Origin of the sequence: Sulfitobacter sp. M05, assembly GCF_029285175.1 — a bacterium.
Classification (GTDB): domain Bacteria; phylum Pseudomonadota; class Alphaproteobacteria; order Rhodobacterales; family Rhodobacteraceae; genus Sulfitobacter.
Map to the genome: position 1 here is coordinate 455303 of NZ_JABEDH010000002.1, position 16525 is coordinate 471827.

Annotated in this window: 17 protein-coding genes, 1 tRNA gene and 2 riboswitches; of the genes, 6 read left to right on the forward strand and 12 right to left on the reverse strand. The window is 56.7% G+C overall.

From position 1 onward, the window contains the following. Positions 1-344 precede the first annotated feature (344 nt). Positions 345-884 carry a hypothetical protein gene (locus tag HKX44_RS10370; protein ID WP_276151255.1) on the reverse strand — a complete coding sequence of 180 codons (540 nt, stop codon included), beginning with the start codon at positions 882-884 and terminating at the stop codon, positions 345-347. A gap of 59 nt (positions 885-943) precedes the next feature. On the opposite strand from HKX44_RS10370, the gene HKX44_RS10375 reads away from it, so the two are divergent. Further along, on the forward strand, positions 944-1927 hold the full coding sequence (locus HKX44_RS10375; RefSeq protein ID WP_276151256.1) for a hypothetical protein: 984 nt from the start codon (positions 944-946) through the stop codon (positions 1925-1927). Positions 1928-2270: 343 nt separating this feature from the next. Here HKX44_RS10375 and HKX44_RS10380 read toward each other — a convergent pair whose 3' ends face one another. The 3 genes from HKX44_RS10380 to HKX44_RS10390 all read right to left on the reverse strand — a co-directional run bounded on the left by HKX44_RS10380 (position 2271) and on the right by HKX44_RS10390 (position 3940). Next, positions 2271-3221: a Z1 domain-containing protein gene (locus HKX44_RS10380; RefSeq protein WP_276151257.1), complete on the reverse strand. Its 951-nt coding sequence runs from the start codon at positions 3219-3221 to the stop codon at positions 2271-2273. After that, the gene (locus tag HKX44_RS20005) at positions 3196-3474 is read right to left on the reverse strand and encodes a type II toxin-antitoxin system Phd/YefM family antitoxin (RefSeq protein WP_346348243.1); all 279 of its coding nucleotides are present in this window, start codon (positions 3472-3474) and stop codon (positions 3196-3198) included. The genes HKX44_RS10380 and HKX44_RS20005 overlap by 26 nt, the downstream gene beginning before the upstream one ends. Positions 3475-3864: 390 nt before the next feature. Beyond that, a tRNA-Lys gene (locus tag HKX44_RS10390) sits at positions 3865-3940 on the reverse strand. Positions 3941-4044: 104 nt separating this feature from the next. Between HKX44_RS10390 and dapF the strand changes: the two genes are divergently transcribed. Further along, positions 4045-4878: a diaminopimelate epimerase gene (dapF, locus tag HKX44_RS10395; RefSeq protein WP_276151259.1), complete on the forward strand. Its 834-nt coding sequence runs from the start codon at positions 4045-4047 to the stop codon at positions 4876-4878. Further along, the gene (gene mtaB, locus HKX44_RS10400) at positions 4875-6128 is read left to right on the forward strand and encodes a tRNA (N(6)-L-threonylcarbamoyladenosine(37)-C(2))-methylthiotransferase MtaB (RefSeq protein ID WP_276151260.1); all 1254 of its coding nucleotides are present in this window, start codon (positions 4875-4877) and stop codon (positions 6126-6128) included. The genes dapF and mtaB overlap by 4 nt, the downstream gene beginning before the upstream one ends. Before the next feature lie 114 nt (positions 6129-6242). On the opposite strand, the gene HKX44_RS10405 is transcribed toward mtaB, so the two are convergent. The 5 genes from HKX44_RS10405 to HKX44_RS10425 all read right to left on the reverse strand — a co-directional run bounded on the left by HKX44_RS10405 (position 6243) and on the right by HKX44_RS10425 (position 10462). After that, positions 6243-7037, reverse strand: coding sequence for a cytochrome c1 (locus HKX44_RS10405; protein WP_276151891.1), 795 nt, complete (start codon positions 7035-7037; stop codon positions 6243-6245). A gap of 11 nt (positions 7038-7048) precedes the next feature. Beyond that, positions 7049-8392 carry a cytochrome b gene (petB, locus tag HKX44_RS10410; RefSeq protein ID WP_276151261.1) on the reverse strand — a complete coding sequence of 448 codons (1344 nt, stop codon included), beginning with the start codon at positions 8390-8392 and terminating at the stop codon, positions 7049-7051. Positions 8393-8403: 11 nt separating this feature from the next. Then, positions 8404-8964: a ubiquinol-cytochrome c reductase iron-sulfur subunit gene (gene petA, locus HKX44_RS10415; protein WP_276151262.1), complete on the reverse strand. Its 561-nt coding sequence runs from the start codon at positions 8962-8964 to the stop codon at positions 8404-8406. 178 nt (positions 8965-9142) lie between these two features. Continuing rightward, entirely contained in the window at positions 9143-9754 is a 612-nt protein-coding gene (locus HKX44_RS10420; RefSeq protein ID WP_276151263.1) for a glutathione S-transferase, read from the reverse strand. A 66-nt stretch (positions 9755-9820) separates the two neighbouring features. Further along, positions 9821-10462: an FMN-binding negative transcriptional regulator gene (locus tag HKX44_RS10425; RefSeq protein WP_276151264.1), complete on the reverse strand. Its 642-nt coding sequence runs from the start codon at positions 10460-10462 to the stop codon at positions 9821-9823. A gap of 61 nt (positions 10463-10523) precedes the next feature. Beyond that, positions 10524-10667: riboswitch (FMN riboswitch) on the forward strand. A 77-nt stretch (positions 10668-10744) separates the two neighbouring features. Here HKX44_RS10425 and HKX44_RS10430 point away from each other — a divergent pair. After that, positions 10745-11191 carry a 6,7-dimethyl-8-ribityllumazine synthase gene (locus HKX44_RS10430; RefSeq protein ID WP_276151265.1) on the forward strand — a complete coding sequence of 149 codons (447 nt, stop codon included), beginning with the start codon at positions 10745-10747 and terminating at the stop codon, positions 11189-11191. Positions 11192-11227: 36 nt separating this feature from the next. Here the strand turns inward: HKX44_RS10430 and HKX44_RS10435 are convergent, their stop codons facing one another. From HKX44_RS10435 to thiB, 3 genes are read right to left on the reverse strand one after another with little or no spacing between them, the layout of a single operon-like run. Then, on the reverse strand, positions 11228-11920 hold the full coding sequence (locus tag HKX44_RS10435; protein WP_276151266.1) for an ATP-binding cassette domain-containing protein: 693 nt from the start codon (positions 11918-11920) through the stop codon (positions 11228-11230). Continuing rightward, positions 11907-13463 (reverse strand): thiamine/thiamine pyrophosphate ABC transporter permease ThiP, encoded by a 1557-nt coding sequence (locus tag HKX44_RS10440; protein ID WP_276151267.1) that lies wholly within the window; start codon positions 13461-13463, stop codon positions 11907-11909. The genes HKX44_RS10435 and HKX44_RS10440 overlap by 14 nt, the downstream gene beginning before the upstream one ends. After that, positions 13439-14419, reverse strand: coding sequence for a thiamine ABC transporter substrate binding subunit (gene thiB / locus HKX44_RS10445; protein WP_276151268.1), 981 nt, complete (start codon positions 14417-14419; stop codon positions 13439-13441). Before thiB ends, HKX44_RS10440 begins: the two co-directional genes overlap by 25 nt. A 33-nt stretch (positions 14420-14452) precedes the next feature. Continuing rightward, positions 14453-14552, reverse strand: a riboswitch (TPP riboswitch). 409 nt (positions 14553-14961) lie between these two features. Here thiB and HKX44_RS10450 point away from each other — a divergent pair. Together HKX44_RS10450 and aroC are read left to right on the forward strand one after the other, a co-directional pair. Next, the gene (locus HKX44_RS10450; RefSeq protein WP_276151269.1) at positions 14962-15309 is read left to right on the forward strand and encodes a hypothetical protein; all 348 of its coding nucleotides are present in this window, start codon (positions 14962-14964) and stop codon (positions 15307-15309) included. 111 nt (positions 15310-15420) lie between these two features. Next, the gene (aroC, locus tag HKX44_RS10455; protein WP_276151270.1) at positions 15421-16524 is read left to right on the forward strand and encodes a chorismate synthase; all 1104 of its coding nucleotides are present in this window, start codon (positions 15421-15423) and stop codon (positions 16522-16524) included. The last annotated feature ends 1 nt before the right edge of the window (position 16525 follow it).

Below are 16525 nucleotides of genomic sequence, written 5' to 3' on the forward strand. Positions count from 1 at the left end.
TATACAAATAGCCTGCAAACCGCTCTGCAAGAGAAAAGAACTGAAAAGCGGATAATATAGCCGCCCAGAGACGATGGTCGACGCCCGCCCTATGTGACTGATTTGCATCATCGGCACGGCGTAAACAAGCCTCAATCCGACAGATGCAACCTCAAGCTGCAAACGCTGGACAACCATCCCGCACCAGCGAAAAAATCGCAGGTCAGCAGTGGATCTCACCGGACAAGTTGCGATTCAAGCTGGACGGCACCGGTGTTGAGTCCGGTCTGAAACCGAGTCTTCTCCATTTCCAACTTATTGATAATTATCATCTTTTCAAAAATCGTCCGTATAGAACCCCAACTTCATCCGGGTAAGACGCGAGTCTTGAAGGCGTCAACCCGCGCCCCCCCTGCGCGGCACAAGCGTGTCAGATCACAAATCGAGATGTCACCATGGACGCTTTTCAAGACCTCGGCCACGCGTGCATCGACATCCTGATCAGGGCAGAGGGCGAAACGCTGGTACATGATCGCGTTGAAGGCATGGACGCGTGAAATACAGTGCTCTGTAACGAGACGAAGCTCATCTGCAATCTTGGGAACGATGCTTTCTTTGAGGCACTCAAGCTCCCTGATGAAACGACCCGATGCCAACCGCTCCGTTGGTTTAACGGCGACAGCGATGCGGCGGCCATCCTGATTTTGGATTACTAGGTCAATAAAATGCTTGGCGGTCTTTCCACTGTCGTCAATGAAAGGTAGCGGGCCAACCTGTTCGCGGACCTGCACGACCGCCGGGTTAACGAGTGTCAATGCGAGGTGATGATATTCAAGTTGGCTATCCAGCCCGTAGCGCCTTGGCAGGCCTGTGTCCAGATCAACAAAACGGCGAGGATCCGACATGATCCGCGAGATCGTACATTGATTGGACGGTTTCCGCGATACGGGAGCGGAGTACCCTCATGCTGCCTTGGGCTCCGCTTTGGCATCGGATCGTCATCGGATACGCGCAGGGGCTCGATCCTGATGATCCTGATGATCCTGATGATCCTGATGATCCTGAATTTGCCTTCTACACCGACCCGGCGCAATACTTAGTCGATCAAGCCGGTGACGGGTTCGAACAAATTGTCTTTGTACCATTCTCTGATGGTGACGGACCAGCTGATCCTGACGGCGGCGGTGAGCCTGACTTTTCCCCTGATGGCGATCTGCCTTTGAAGATAGAAGCCGAAGCAGAGATCCACTATGAAAAAGACGATCAAGATGCGATGGCCGAATGGATGTCTTATCTGTCAGGCGCACGGCATCGTTGCCAAATGCTGATGATGTATCCGCGTGGTACAGCGTTTGTCCCGGGACTCTGGGAATTCGTGCCCTATAATGATCCAGCGAGCCGACCAAAGAACGAAGCAAGGTTTGTCGAGCGTGTGAATAATTTGCGCGATGCCCTTCTAAGCAGCTCCGACAATGATCGTGCAGACGCGCTGCGCGATCTGAAGAATCATTACGTACGGACGTTCCCGAAGTCTCAGCTCAACGATCTTAGTCTATTCCTATATGGAGGTCCCATCGGCCATTGGCAGACCGATTGGCCCTGGTTTGAGGGTCAATTTGACGGCTCTATGATCTATACGGGTGATGGGAATCTGAGCACGGACGATCAATGGCAGTCATTGGCGGGATATTTAGGACACAAACGGTCCTTCCAGCCGACAGTGTTTCAAGTGCCCCATCATGGCTCCAAAAACAATTGGTTCACCGGTCTTGCGTCCATGATCGAACCTGGGCTCAGCATCTTTAGCTCAGATCCCGGGCATCGCAGCTATGGACATCCGCATGCAGATGTTTTGCGTGATCTCTGGCCATTTCGACCTATCAAAGTCGACAAAGTTCACCAATATTGGCATCACTTTGAACTTCACCGAAATAAGGATGGTAGCTAAGCTCAGTATAGGTTTTAAGCTCTGTCTACTTCTAAACCATGATGTGCCAGTCATTTCTATAAAAGGCCTTCACCCGAATATCCTTCCTTCTGCAAAACAGCTCGCAAACCGTCATCCCCCAGTATTAATAGCAACCCCGGCATCAAGAAGAGTTGCCGCAGATCTGCAACCCAACCAAGAAGCGTTCTGTCAAGACCACTCGGATGGCTTGACGAACCTGCGGGGTGCGTGTGCCATTCGCCAATATATGTAATATGCCGCATGGTTAACGTCACCAAGGGCGGTAACATATCGGACAGTATAATCCCTGTCCGGGGTCTTCATTTCATCCCATGGTGCTTTGCTACTCGTCATAATCTTCCTCTTCGTCGGGCGTGTCGAACGATCCGCCTTGCATGCGCTCGATCCACACTTGGTTTGCAACGACTTCAACTTCGGTTTGATAGTGACCCGGCGGGAAACTGAGACCGAACGACGGCACGCGAGCATCAGGATCTCCCCCGACTGGACCGAGAACATGGACCATCAACAATGGCTTCTTGCGTGCTGAGCGGAAATGGAAGTCTGATGGCTTCTTGTCGTCGCCATCCTCGCGCGCAAGTGCAGCTGCCTCATGCTTTTGTGAATCGGACAGTCCAAGTTTTTCGTCGCCGCGGCTGGCGACGCGGTCTTTGCTCGTTCTCCAGGCGTCTCCATCACGACGGGCACTGGTACGTTCCTGAGTTCCAAGCAGGTGGTTGCCCGCGTCCTCACCCTTTTTTGAAACCGAGATCAGCAGGACATCCCCGGCATCGTATTTGTCTGAAAGAGCACGGAGGTAATTCAGCGCAGCAGCCTTGCGGTCAGCAAAATCAGCATGACTGCGAAACTTCGTGAGGAACTCTTCTATCTCCGAAATCTTTGCATCTGTTGCAAGCCAGCCCTTTCCGGTCTCTTCCAATGCGGCACAGCCGAATTTCTTCTGCCAGTACTCAGCAATCAGAGCCTCATTCTCTTCATTGATCCTTTTGTCAAACGGCAGGAGATAGCTCTCAACAATTCGCCCGCTGAAGTTCTGATTTACAACAATTCTTTCACCGGCTCTCATCTTGTTGGCGGCGGTAATGAGAAGCCGGTCAGGGTGAGCCTTAACATAGAGGCCAAACTGCTTGGGGCTCATCCTGTCCCGTCGCATTCTCTTGATCTGTTGTCGCAGCTCTTCTGATGCTTCCGCAATGTGCCCATACCAGTTTATGGAATCGGGAGACAAATGGACCCGGCACACGTCTTCAAAACCCGGTCTGTAGGCGTTCATAGTCCTCAATGCTAACGACAACCACCACAGGTCTACCATGCTTTTCGATGGAAACCGGCTCTTGTCTCGCAGTATCGATCAGATAACCGAAGCGGTTTTTGGCCTCTCGCGCTGAAAGGGTTTTCATGCTGTTTCGATCCACTATAGCCATTTTGGCTATAATGCATGGGGCCGGTATCGGACGCAATCGGAATGAAAAGTGATTGCGATTTTGCCTCTCGGTCGGTTTGCGCCTTCGACAAGACAATCGCATCCAACCCGCGGGAAATTGACACCCTCCGACATAGAGTAAACTGGCCGTCGGGCTCGTGAGTGCTTCCACCTTTGAGGGCACCCCGAACGGTCCGTATCGCGGGGTGCCCTTATAGTGCACGTGTCGGAACCATCCGGCTTAAACTGCGTTCCGGATAGGACCGCGATGTTTCTAAATGTCTACTTCCCCATAAGAAATGTAGACTAACAGATGCGGCGAGCTCTCGATTTCCGCGCTTTTTGGGCAGTGATCGATAACTGCATAGCGTCAAATAAGTCAGGTGTTTCAAAAAGCTCGAAAATTGATGAATGGTCAAAGTTAGCGATCAAAATGATCAAAAACATGACCCAAATGATCAAACATCACGAGTCGTCACACAAACAATAAAAGTGGTGAGCCCGTCCGGGTTCGAACCGGAGACCTACTGATTAAAAGTCAGTTGCTCTACCAACTGAGCTACAGGCCCACTAGGCGCTGTACTAGAAAGGTGCGCGGCGGCGGTCAACCCATAAATCTCTAAATTTCGGGCACCTGCTGGATTAGTTTCACATGCGGCGTTATATGCGCCCTATGAACAGTGATTTCAGCAGCGGTTTGCCCTTTATGAAGATGCACGGGCTTGGAAACGACTTTGTTGTCGTGGACTTGCGCGGGCGCGAGTCGCTGATGACCGCAGATTTGGCGCGGCGAATCGGACACCGGCAGTTCGGGGTCGGATTCGATCAGCTCGCAATCGTCTCAAACGGGGCCGGTGATGCCCACCTGACCTTTTACAATGCCGATGGATCGCAGGCCGCCGCCTGTGGCAACGCAACGCGATGCATCGCACGGTTTCTGATGGACGAAAGCGGCAAGACCGCGCTGCGCCTGACAACAGAACGTGGCGAACTTGCTGCGCGTGACATGGGCCAGGGCATTACGTCGGTAAACATGGGGCACCCCCTGCTTGATTGGCAGGACGTCCCGCTGGCGCGCGCCATGGACACGCTGGAGCTGCCGATTGATGGCATCCCGACGGCAACCGGCATGGGCAATCCCCACTGCACCTTTTTTGTCGATGACGTAGAGGCGGTTGATCTGGCCAGCTTTGGTCCGGGGATTGAAAACCATCCGCTGTTTCCCCAGCGCACCAATGTTCAACTCGCCCAGATCGTCGGGCCCGATCATATCCGTATGCGGGTCTGGGAGCGGGGTGTGGGCGTCACATTGGCGTCCGGTTCGTCTTCATGCGCCACAGCAGTCGCAGCCGCCCGCAGGGGCCTTACAGGGCGTGCTGTGCGTATTGACCTGGATGGCGGCACACTTACCATCGACTGGCGCGACGACGGCGTCTGGATGACCGGGCCGACCGCCCATGTCTTTACCGGAACACTCACGCCCGCATTCCTTGAGGCCCCCCAATGAGCGCCCCTGTCTTCTCCAACCATGGCTGCCGGCTGAACGCCTATGAAGTCGAGGCGATGAAAGATCTTGCCGAACAGGCTGGCCTGGAAAACGCGGTAATCGTAAACACTTGCGCCGTCACCGCCGAGGCCGTGCGCAAGGCCCGTCAGGACATTCGCAAACTGCGCAAGGCCCATCCCGACGCCCGGCTGATCGTCACCGGCTGCGCCGCCCAGACAGAACCCGATACATTCGCCAACATGGGCGAGGTTGATGCCGTCATCGGGAACACCGAAAAGATGCAAGGGGCCACCTGGAACGGGCTGGCCGCTGATTTCATCGGGGAAACCGAAACCGTGCAGGTCGATGACATCATGTCAGTGACCGAAACCGCCGGCCATCTGATTGACGGATTCGGCACCCGCAGCAGGGCCTATGTACAGGTCCAGAACGGATGTGATCACCGGTGCACTTTTTGCATCATCCCCTTTGGCCGGGGCAATTCCCGGTCTGTGCCCGCAGGCGTCGTAGTGGATCAGATCAAACGTCTGGTCGACAAGGGCTTTAACGAGGTGGTGCTGACCGGCGTTGATCTGACCTCATGGGGGGCCGATCTGCCTGCCGCCCCGCGGTTGGGGGATCTGGTCATGCGCATTCTGCGGCTGGTGCCCGATCTGCCCCGCCTCCGGATCAGCTCGATCGACAGCATCGAGGTAGACGAAAACCTGATGGCGGCCATCGCCACAGAACCACGCTTGATGCCGCACCTGCACCTGTCCTTGCAACATGGCGACGACATGATCCTGAAACGGATGAAACGCCGGCATTTGCGCGATGATGCAATCGCCTTTTGCACTGAAGCCCGCGCGCTGCGGCCCGATATGACCTTTGGCGCAGACATCATCGCCGGCTTCCCGACAGAAACCGAGGCGATGTTTGAAAACGCCCTTGCGCTGGTCAAGGACTGCGACCTGACCTGGCTGCATGTGTTCCCCTATTCCGCCCGCCCCGGCACGCCCGCCGCGCGGATGCCCGCGGTGAATGGCAAGGCCATCAAAGAACGCGCTGCGCGATTACGGGCGGCGGGTGTAACGCAGGTACAGCGTCATCTGGCAGCCCAAGTGGGGCGCAGCCACAATATTCTGATGGAAAATCCAACCATGGGACGAACCGAGCAGTTTACCGAGGTGCATTTCGATAGCCCCCAAATCGAAGGGCAGATCGTTACAGCCACCATTCGCGGTATGTCTGAAACCCATCTGATGGCCTGATCATGGGTCCTGACCGTTTTCTTACAAAGAAAACGCATCCAGCAAAAACTACACTACAAACAAAAACCCCCGCAGCACAGCTACGGGGGTTTTTCTATTCAGAAACAGGCGCGATTAAACGTCTGTTTTATACTTCCGCTTGACCGGTGCCCAAAGACGCTTGTTGGTCAGATACAGCAGAACCGACAGCAACGTCAGAAAGATCACACCGGCAAAACCAGCCTGCTTACGAGCCATCATCTTAGGTTCGGCAGTCCACATCAGGAAGGCCGACACATCAGCAGAAAGGTGGTGCAAATCTGCGTCGTGACCGTCTACGAACTCGACAGAGTCATCGCCCAGCGGGGGTGCCATCGCGATCCAGCCACCCGGAAAGGCGGTGTTTTCATAGAAGGTCACACCGGCCTGTTCTTTCTCTTCACCAGTATAGCCGGTCATCAGCGACGCGATATATTCCGGTCCGCCGATCCCTTTGAAGAACTGGTTGATCCCCAGACCGTAAGGGCCATGGAAACCTGCCCGCTTCTTCGCCATCAGTGACAAGTCAGGTGCGTTTTCCAAATTCGATTCCGGGAAGTGATCCGTTGGCAAAGCCGGACGGAAATCTTCCAGATCGCCGTCATAGACTTCGAACTGCTTGGCGTATTCAATCACCTGCTCTTCGGGCAGCGTTGGACCGTTTTCATCACCCAAGGTGCGGATCGGTACAAACTTCAACCCGTGACAGGCGGCGCAAACCTCGGTGTAGATTTGCAGACCGCGCTGAAGCTGGTTCACATCATAAGAACCGAATGGCCCCTCGAAAGAGAAATCGAAATCTTCGATGTGCTGGTCGCCACCACCCGCGGCCATGGCAGAGGTGCCAAGGCCAAGGGCAACAATAGCAGAGACGGTTAGTTTCTTGATCATGCTCATCTCAATCACTCCGCCGGCGTTGCGGTGGTATTCGTGCCACCATTCTGTTTCGCGTAATTTGCCTTAACGGCCTCTTCGATGGTCGCAGGCTGCGCCAATGGTTTCTCGATCACACCCAGCAGCGGCAGGATCACCAGGAAGTAGCCAAACCAATAAGCCGACGCAATCAACGAGAAGCTGGCATAGGGCTCTTCCGCAGGCATCGCACCCAGCCACATCAGGGCGAAGAAGTCGATGACCAACAGGGCAAACCACCATTTGAACATCGGACGGTACCGGCCGGAACGGACATTCGATGTATCCAACCAAGGCACCAACGCCATCACGGCAATCGCACCGAACATCGCCAGAACACCAAAGAACTTGGCGTCGATAATACCACCGGTCACAAAGGACGCGATTTGTACAACCCAGACTTCAGAAGTGAAGGCACGCAAAATTGCGTAGAACGGCAAGAAGTACCATTCGGGAACGATGTGGGCCGGCGTCGCCAGCGCGTTCGCCTCGATGTAGTTGTCAGGGTGGCCAAGGTAGTTTGGCATAAAGCCGACAACCGCAAAGAACACCACAAGGATCACGGCCAGCGCAAACAGGTCTTTGATCACAAAGTAGGGCCAGAACGGCAGCGTGTCTTTCTCGGCTTCTTCTTTCGAACCGCGACGCACTTCAACACCTGACGGGTTGTTGTTGCCGGTAGAATGGAACGCCCAGATATGCACGATCACCAGACCAGCAATCACAAACGGCAGCAGGTAATGCAGGCTGAAGAAACGGTTCAGCGTGGCATTGTCCACCGCAGGTCCGCCCAGCAGGAAGGTCTGCAAACCTTCACCGATGAATGGGATCGCACCAAACAGGCCGGTAATAACCGTTGCACCCCAGAATGACATCTGGCCCCAAGGCAAAACATAACCAAGGAAACCGGTCGCCATCATCAGCAGATAAATCAACATGCCGACAATCCACGTCACTTCGCGTGGTGCCTTGTAGGAACCATAGTAAAGGCCGCGGAAGATGTGGGCGTAAACCGCAATAAAGAACAGTGATGCGCCGTTTGCGTGCATATAGCGCAGCATATGCCCGCCATTCACGTTACGCATGATGTGTTCAACAGATGCAAACGCCAGATCGACATGCGGGGTATAGTGCATCGCCAGTACGATACCGGTGACAATTTGCAGTACCAGACAGAAGGCCAGTACGATGCCCCAGATCCACATCCAGTTCAGGTTCTTGGGCGTAGGGATCATCAATGTGTCGTATACGAGGCCAATAACCGGCAGGCGGCTGTTCAGCCACTTTTCGCCTTTGGTTTTTGGCTCGTAATGGTCGTGAGGAATTCCGGACATTTCTTGCTCCCTTAACCCAGTTTAATCGTGGTATCGTCCACGAACGCAGCCACAGGCACCGGCAGGTTCGTCGGCGCAGGCCCTTTACGGATCCGGCCAGCTGTATCGTAGTGTGACCCGTGGCACGGGCAGAACCAGCCGCCGAAATCACCTGCATCCCCCAAAGGAACACAACCAAGGTGGGTACAAACGCCCATCATCACCAGCCATTCGCCCGCTTCATCCAGCGTACGGTTGACGTCTTCAGCAGATGAGCCGGCTGGCAGGTTTTCGTTCTCCGCGCCGGTGTCTGGCAGATCGGAAAGCTCAACAGCGCGGGCTGCTTCGATTTCTTCCGGTGTGCGGCGGCGGATAAATACCGGCTTGCCCAACCATTTGACCGTCAGCTGCGAACCGACTTCCAGATCAGCCACATCGACGCGAATCGATGACAGGGCCAAAACGTCGGCCGAGGGGTTCATCTGGTTGGCCAGTGGCCAAACCGCGGCACCCACGGCGACAGCGCCTGTACCGGCGGTTGCATAATACAGGAAGTCCCTGCGTGTACCTTCGTGATCTTCTGCGTTGGACACGTCTTTTCTCCAATCTTTCGGGTCCAAATGGACCACCAGCAATGAAGGCAACGCCACGGACGTCACCTGATTTGTTTCGGTATCTAGCCCGCAGACCCCCGTGCGTCTAGATGCCAATCACGCGCAAAGGGTCGCAGGAGGGGGGCAAGATCATGAAAACTGAGCCTATTTGCACCCGTTAAGCCGCTGGCGGACGCGTTGCCTGCATCGAAGGGCGCGAATCAAACTGCGCATACCATGCGGCCAAAGCGTCGTTTCCAGTCCGCCAACCGCGCGCGTCATGGCGAAAATCGACATACCCCAGCGCACAGGCCACAGCGATCTGCCCCATATCCAAAGGCCCTGCCAAATGGCTCATCCAGCGGGTATTCAACGCGGCACATCCACGCGCAACCTTGTCCCACTGGCGATCGACCCATTCGTCCATGCGCATGTCTTCGGGCCGCATCCGCCATTCATAGGTCATCAGCAGCGCCGCATCCAAGATACCATCCGCAGTTGCTTCAAGCGTCAGGATGTCCCAATGCCGCGCGCCACTGCCATAAAGCGTCCCGCCGGCACGATCATTCAGATAGGCACAAATTACCCGACTGTCATACAGTGCAGGCCCTTCCGCACGTTCCAGCGCAGGCACCTTGCCCAATGGGTTGCTGGACAATAGGGACTGGTCCGGCGCAAGCGGCGTGGTCACACGTGTTTCAAGTGCAACATCCGCCAATTGGTCGGTTTCATGCAGCACCACCATCACTTTGCGCACATAGGGCGAGGTCGGGGAATAAGCGAGTTTCATGGGCTGGCTCCTGATTGCGTTAATCCAAGTATCACTGGAACACGCAAAAGGTGCAATCGCCGGATTTCACTTGCTATGGCCGCGCTCATCCTTACCTGCGCCCTGCATCAGCGCCGACAATATCGTCGTTTCTGCTCCAAACCCATGCGCGCTGACATGATCCGCCGCGGCAAGGCGCACCTCATCCGGCTTGTTCTGGCCCAGCTTCCACGTGCCGTCTATCCCGGTCACCTGCATCCGGCAGGGCACAATCATCCGCATCATCTTGTCCATCACCCCATCTGACATCTTTGCCGTTTTCCACGGCTCTTTCGGCAGCAACCGTTCTTCATAAGCCGCCGATTGCCGGTCCAGCAAATCCTGCAACTCTTCTTGCGGGCGCAGCTCAAGCATCCCGGTCAGATGCACCGCCACGTAATTCCACGTTGGCACCTGATCCGGCACCCCGTACCAATCCGGCGAAATATAACTATCGCCCCCGACAACCGCGATCCGTGCGGCCACCGGCTCTTTCAAAGCCCGGGCAATCGGGTTGGAGCGTACCAAATGAAGCTCTGCCCTTGTCCCCTCTGCGTTAACCAGAAACGGCACATGGCTGATCAACGGACCATCGGCCCCATTCACGGCCAAGACGCCAAACCCCCGCTCGCGGGCAAAGCCAAGGTTGCGCGAAAAATCCGCATCGTGAAAAATCGGGTTGGGATGCATGAAGTCACCTCTCTGACGGTACGTCCGGCCTTGCAAAGATCACATTCAGGCGGCAATGTGCAAGAATTCTCAGGGCGGGGTGTAATTCCCCACCGGCGGTAGGCGGGGTTAATTCGCAAGCCCGCGAGCGGCCTTTTCGAAGGTGTCAGCAGATCTGGTCAAACTCCAGAGCCGACGGTCATAGTCCGGATGAAAGAGAGTGCGTGTCGATGCCCGGTTTTGCCGTGCCTCGCCGCGTGATCGCCTTGGGTGGACGTGTCTGAACCTAAAGGAGATCATACCATGACACATGGCGCGCAAGCCCCCGCCCGTTTCGCATTTATCAAAGCCCAGTGGCACGCCGACATCGTCGACCGCAGCCTGGACGGTTTCAGCGAAACGATTCCTCTCGACCAGATTGAAACCTTTGACGTACCCGGCGCATTCGAAATGCCTCTGATGGCGCAAAAGCTGGCGCAAACTGGCAAGTATGCCGCAGTAATCTGCGCCGCCTTTGTCGTTGATGGTGGCATCTACCGGCACGATTTTGTGGCCAGCGCCGTGGTCGATGGGCTGATGCGCGTCGGGCTTGATACCGGCGTGCCTGTGTTGTCAGTCTCTCTGACGCCGCACCAATATCAGGAAACCGACCACCACAATGCGATCTACCGTGATCACTTTGTCACCAAGGGCCGCGAGGCTGCGTCAGCCGCCCGTGCCATCCTCAAAGCGCATGAGACGCTTTCTTAAAAAGAACGCGGGCCGGAGTTTGCAAAACCCCGCGCCCTACCCAAGGTAGGCTCTTAACTCCGGCGGCGGATTCTCCATCAGCGCCACCGCCGGTTTCGGTGCTTCGGCCCGCCCCGCACCAACAAAAACCACCTCATCGGCAATGCGCCGCACATCTTCGGGGGCATGGGTCACCATGACCAAACCGGCATTGTTTTCTGCCACAAGATCCTGCACGAGATCCAGCATTTCATTGCGCAGAGCCGGACCGAGCGCCGCGAAAGGTTCATCCAGCAATACCCAAGGGCGAGCCTGCACCAAAACCCGCGCCAATGCCGCGCGGCTTTGCTGCCCGCCAGACAGCGCACCGGGTTTCTTATCCGCCTGATCCGCCAGCCCAACCCGATCCAGTGCTTGTGCCACCCGCGCCTGATCTGGTTTCCCCAGCCGCATATCGGGTCTGATCCCCAACCCGACGTTCTGTGTCACACTCAGGTGCGGAAACAGGTTGTTGTCCTGAAACAGCATCGTCATCGGTCGCGCACCCGGATCCACATTGGTAATCTCTCGCTCCTGCCAGAACAAACGCCCCTGCGCCAAAGGCACAAAACCGCACAGCGCCCCCAGCAAGGTGGATTTCCCCGCACCAGACGGTCCAATCACCGCATATTTGCGCCCCTGCACCAGCGCCATATCCGCCGCCATGCAAAACGCGCCCTGTACAACCTCAACCCCCTCAAGCCGCAGCATAACGTCTCCCCATGGCATCACAGGCCCAGAAAATCCCCAAGGCCAGCACCAGCAATACCAGTGCCGCACCTGCTGCCGCCTCCATCTGATAGGCCCCCATCAAACGATACATTTGCAACGGCAACGTCACCCGCTCTGCATCTGCGAACAGGGCGATCACACCCAGATCTCCCATCGACAACGCCCCTGTCAAACCTGCCGCAAACCCGATCTGCGGGGCCAGACGCGGCAGGATCACCCAGCGCCATAGCGGCCAGCCCTGCATCCCCAGACTGGCGCTCAGCCGTCCGAAATCCTGCACCGTGTCCCGCAACCTTGGCACCATGATACGCAAGCAGAACGGCAGCGCCATCAGCGCGTTGACCAGCGCCGTCACCGGCAAGGCCAGATCGGCGGGGTTCATCACCGGATTGATCAGGATAAACCACCCCGTGCCAATCATCAGCGGCGAAGCGGACAATCCCAAAAGGCCAATCGCCTCAACCCCGCCGGCCCGCTTTGACGCGATCCACCCCGCCATCGGCAGGGCCAGCACCGCCAGCAGAAGAACACTGATCAAAGCCACAAAGAGCGATGAACCAGCGGCGGCCCAAACCGCGGGCGGCATCTGTGTCAAACCCGCGGCACCGCGCAGCACCACAGCCATCAGCGGCAAGACCAGAAATGCCGCGCCGAGCACAATCACCGCGCCATCCAGCCCCCTTTGCACACCACCGTGCGCGTCCCATCGGCGCTGCGGCAGGTCCTGACCACCGCCCAATGAAATCACCGGCAACACCCAAAGCGCGATCACTGCCGCGCCGCCCGCCACAACAAGCTGTACCAAAGACAACAAGGCCGCCCGCCCCAGATCGAAATCAAACCGGAATGCCTGATAAATCGCCAGTTCCAGCGTCGTGGCCCGCGGCCCACCGCCCAGCGTCAGCGCCACCGCGAAACTGGTTAGGCAAATCACAAAAATCAGCGCGGCCACCCCCGGCACGATCTGGCGCAACACCGGGGCCTCGATCACCCGGAACACAGCCCAAGGCGTCAATCGCAGTTGCGCCGCCAACCGAAACCGTTCAGCCGGCACAGCCTGCCACCCCTGCAATAACAACCGCGTCGCCAAAGGCAGGTTAAAGAACACATGCGCCAGCACCACACCGTGCAACCCGTAAATCGACACAGGTGGCAAACCGGCCTGCGCCAGCACCGCGTTCAACCAGCCGCTTCTGCCGAAAATGGTCAGCAGCCCAAGGACCGCAACAATCACCGGCAGGATAAACGGTGCCCCCAAAAGCGTGACCAGAATACCGCGCCCGACAAACCGCCGGCGGGCAAGGGCGCGTGCCAATGGTACCGCCAAAACAGTCGAAAACAGCGCCGACAAAAATGCCTGCCAAACCGTAAACCGCAGCGCATTCCAGTCTGAGGAAACAAACCCCGCCCCCGTCTCTGCCCGCGACATCACGGCCAGCAGGGCACCAAGGATCAGCACAACGACCAAGGCCGCCGCGCTGATCCCCGATTTTGTGCTTATTGGGAAAGCGCGGAGAGCCACTCGGCCAAGGCCTCTTCGCGCAGGGCGGGCACTTTGTCCGCATCAATCAGGCGCGCCTTCTCTGGTGTGACCAGTTCCTCGAACCCTTTGGCCAAACCGCCGGACGGCATCACCGCCGGGTACATCCAGTTGGTGGTCGGCAAGATGGTTTGCGCCGCATCCGACACCATGAACTGCATGAACTCTGCCGCCAATTCCGGCTGGTCCGATCCGGCCAAACGCCCGACAACCTCGATCTGCATATAATGCCCTTCATCAAAAATTGCCGCCGCTTTGGTTTCGTCTTCCTCGGCAATGATGTGATAGGCGGGTGAAGTTGTGTAAGACAGAACCATATCCGCCTCGCCCTCAAGGAACAGACCATAGGCCTCTGACCAGCCCTTGGTCACGGTCACAACATTGTCTGCCAAACCTTCCCAAATGGCCGGCGCTTCATCACCGTATACATCTTTAACCCACATCAGCAGACCCAAACCGGGGGTAGACGAACGCGGGTCCTGAATCACGATCTTCAGATCACTGCTGCCCAGCGCCTTAAAGTTCGCCGGTGCGTCCAAATCCTTGTTATGCACAAAGGCGAAATAACCCCAGTCGTATGGCGCAAATGTTGTGTCTGCCCATTCCATCGGCAGCGCATAATCTGCCGTGACCTCGGTCGTGGCAAACAGCCCGGTTTCCTTGGCCGCCGCAATCAGGCCAGTGTCGAGGCCCAGCACCAGATCAGCATCCGTGCGCGCACCCTCCAGCTTGAGCCGCGCCAGCAAGGCCGCGCCATCACCATTGCCGACAAACTTCAGATCACAGCCACAGGTTTCTTCAAACGCCTTTTCGATCTGCGGCCCCGGGCCCCAGTCGGAAACAAAACTGTCGTAGGTATAAACAACAAGCTCAGGCGTATCCGCAGCGGCTGCTGTCGCGGCAATCAGGGTGGTAGCAGCAAGTGTAAGAGCCTTCATGGCATCCTCCAAAATGCGGCGATGAGAAGTATTGGAAGTTGCCAAAACCTTCCCTCCGCCGGTGTTAACCGGTTCAGGTTCGACGGGTCAGCTTGCGCTATCTCAACTCTTGCGAGTCCCCCGAGGTGCCCAGAGGGATAGGAGGATGAAGGGTGGTTGGCAAGGGGGCGCAAGTGGTGAGGGATGCGTGACCCGCCTTCTATCAACTGACGGCCCGCGCCTTTCCGGGGTCCGCGATCCGAACAATTGCTCATACCACTAAATGTCTCAGCCTTGGCGTGACCCGTCATTTTTCACCTGGCCTTACCAAATCGCCTAGCCAAGGGGCGGGCAGGCGATGGCCCGCCGCCTGCGGCTTGATTCCGGGCTGGGGAAGCAATCATTTAAGGCTGCAAGGTCACGCGATGTAGCTATTCACCATCACAGATAGTGTTTCCCGGGCGACAAAGGTCGGCTTCGAGCCCTTAGTTACTGGGTTCACTTGAAGCGCTTTATCAAAAAACAATAGGATGATGAGGCGTTATTATAGAACGAGCAACCCGATGCAGAGCCAAGAAGTTCCTGAAAAAATACTTCAAGCATTGAAGCGATTTGCAGTAAACGAACGACTGCTAGAAAGCCTCAACCCAAACTCTCAGATCGTTACTGATCTTGAGATTTGGGGAGACGATTTTAGCGAATTTTATGAGATACTTAGCGAAATTTACGGCACAGATTACCTTATTCCCGCGGAGTGTATTCCAAGCGAATTTGCATGGATGGGAACCGTGAAAGGATGGGTACCATTTATCCACACAAAAGATGCTGTTCCTGTGGCTTCGCTGACAGTCACCGAACTTGACAGAATAATGCTGGGCTATGGCTACCATAGTGATCCAAAGCCAAAATAAACTCCGTCACTTCGTCCGCACAGCGGACTTCCAGCGAACCCCCGCAACACTCTCCCCCCTTGAGCCACGCCTCCCGTCCCGTTAATGCTCTCCCCAACAGGAGCACCGCATATGTCGATCAACAGCTTTGGCCATCTTTTCCGCGTGACCACTTGGGGCGAAAGCCATGGGCCGGCTTTGGGGGCCACTGTTGACGGCTGCCCTCCGGGTGTGCCTGTCGATGCGGCGATGATCCAGCATTGGCTGGACAAGCGCAAACCCGGCCAGAACAAATACACCACCCAGCGGCGCGAGGCCGACGAGGTGCGTATCCTGTCAGGAGTGTTCGAGGGCGTCACCACGGGCACGCCCATCCAGCTGATGATCGAAAACACCGATCAGCGCTCCAAAGACTACGGCGACATCATGGACAAGTTCCGCCCCGGTCACGCCGACATCACCTATTACCAGAAATACGGCATCCGCGACTATCGCGGTGGTGGGCGCTCTTCCGCCCGCGAAACCGCATCGCGTGTTGCAGCCGGCGGTCTGGCCCGCGAGGCGATCAAAGCGCTGGCCCCAAACCTGCAAATCACCGGTTACATGGTGCAGATGGGACCGCACCAGATTGACCGCAACAGCTTTGACTGGGGCCAGATCGAACAAAATCCGTTCTGGGTTCCCGATGCCAAGGCAGCAAACGACTGGGCGGAATACCTGGACGGCCTGCGCAAATCCGGCAGCAGCGTTGGCGCGATCATCGAAGTGACCGCGCGCAATGTCCCCGCCGGTCTGGGCGCGCCGGTCTATGGCAAGCTGGATACTGATTTGGCCGCCGCGATGATGTCAATTAACGCCGTCAAAGGCGTGGAAATCGGTGAAGGCATGTCTGCCGCGATGCTGACCGGCGAGCTGAACGCTGATGAAATCTATATGGGGAACGACGGCCAACCGCGCTATTCGTCAAACCATGCGGGCGGTATCCTTGGCGGGATCAGCACCGGTCAGGACATCGTTCTGCGCTTTGCCGTAAAACCAACCTCCTCCATCCTGACCACCCGCAAAACCATAACCAAATCCGGTGAGGAAACCGAGATCATCACCAAGGGTCGCCATGACCCCTGTGTCGGTATCCGCGCGGTGCCCGTGGGCGAGGCGATGATGGCCTGCGTGTTGCTTGATCACATGTTGCTGCACCGCGGACAGGTGGGTGAAAACCGCGGAAAGATCGGCTAAC

Excerpts from the sequence above, each read along its gene's own strand:
- HKX44_RS10370 (WP_276151255.1), bottom strand. The coding sequence starts at position 884 with ATGTCGGATCCTCGCCGTTTTGTTGATCTGGACACAGGCCTGCCAAGG.
- HKX44_RS10425 (WP_276151264.1), bottom strand. The coding sequence starts at position 10,462 with ATGCATCCCAACCCGATTTTTCACGATGCGGATTTTTCGCGCAACCTT.
- HKX44_RS10380 (WP_276151257.1), bottom strand. The coding sequence starts at position 3,221 with ATGAACGCCTACAGACCGGGTTTTGAAGACGTGTGCCGGGTCCATTTG.
- thiB (WP_276151268.1), bottom strand. The coding sequence starts at position 14,419 with ATGAAGGCTCTTACACTTGCTGCTACCACCCTGATTGCCGCGACAGCA.
- HKX44_RS10450 (WP_276151269.1), top strand. The coding sequence starts at position 14,962 with ATGCAGAGCCAAGAAGTTCCTGAAAAAATACTTCAAGCATTGAAGCGA.
- petB (WP_276151261.1), bottom strand. The coding sequence starts at position 8,392 with ATGTCCGGAATTCCTCACGACCATTACGAGCCAAAAACCAAAGGCGAA.
- HKX44_RS10375 (WP_276151256.1), top strand. The coding sequence starts at position 944 with ATGCTGCCTTGGGCTCCGCTTTGGCATCGGATCGTCATCGGATACGCG.
- mtaB (WP_276151260.1), top strand. The coding sequence starts at position 4,875 with ATGAGCGCCCCTGTCTTCTCCAACCATGGCTGCCGGCTGAACGCCTAT.
- HKX44_RS10405 (WP_276151891.1), bottom strand. The coding sequence starts at position 7,037 with ATGATCAAGAAACTAACCGTCTCTGCTATTGTTGCCCTTGGCCTTGGC.
- dapF (WP_276151259.1), top strand. The coding sequence starts at position 4,045 with ATGAACAGTGATTTCAGCAGCGGTTTGCCCTTTATGAAGATGCACGGG.
- HKX44_RS10420 (WP_276151263.1), bottom strand. The coding sequence starts at position 9,754 with ATGAAACTCGCTTATTCCCCGACCTCGCCCTATGTGCGCAAAGTGATG.
- HKX44_RS20005 (WP_346348243.1), bottom strand. The coding sequence starts at position 3,474 with ATGCGATTGTCTTGTCGAAGGCGCAAACCGACCGAGAGGCAAAATCGC.
- HKX44_RS10430 (WP_276151265.1), top strand. The coding sequence starts at position 10,745 with ATGACACATGGCGCGCAAGCCCCCGCCCGTTTCGCATTTATCAAAGCC.
- aroC (WP_276151270.1), top strand. The coding sequence starts at position 15,421 with ATGTCGATCAACAGCTTTGGCCATCTTTTCCGCGTGACCACTTGGGGC.
- HKX44_RS10435 (WP_276151266.1), bottom strand. The coding sequence starts at position 11,920 with ATGCTGCGGCTTGAGGGGGTTGAGGTTGTACAGGGCGCGTTTTGCATG.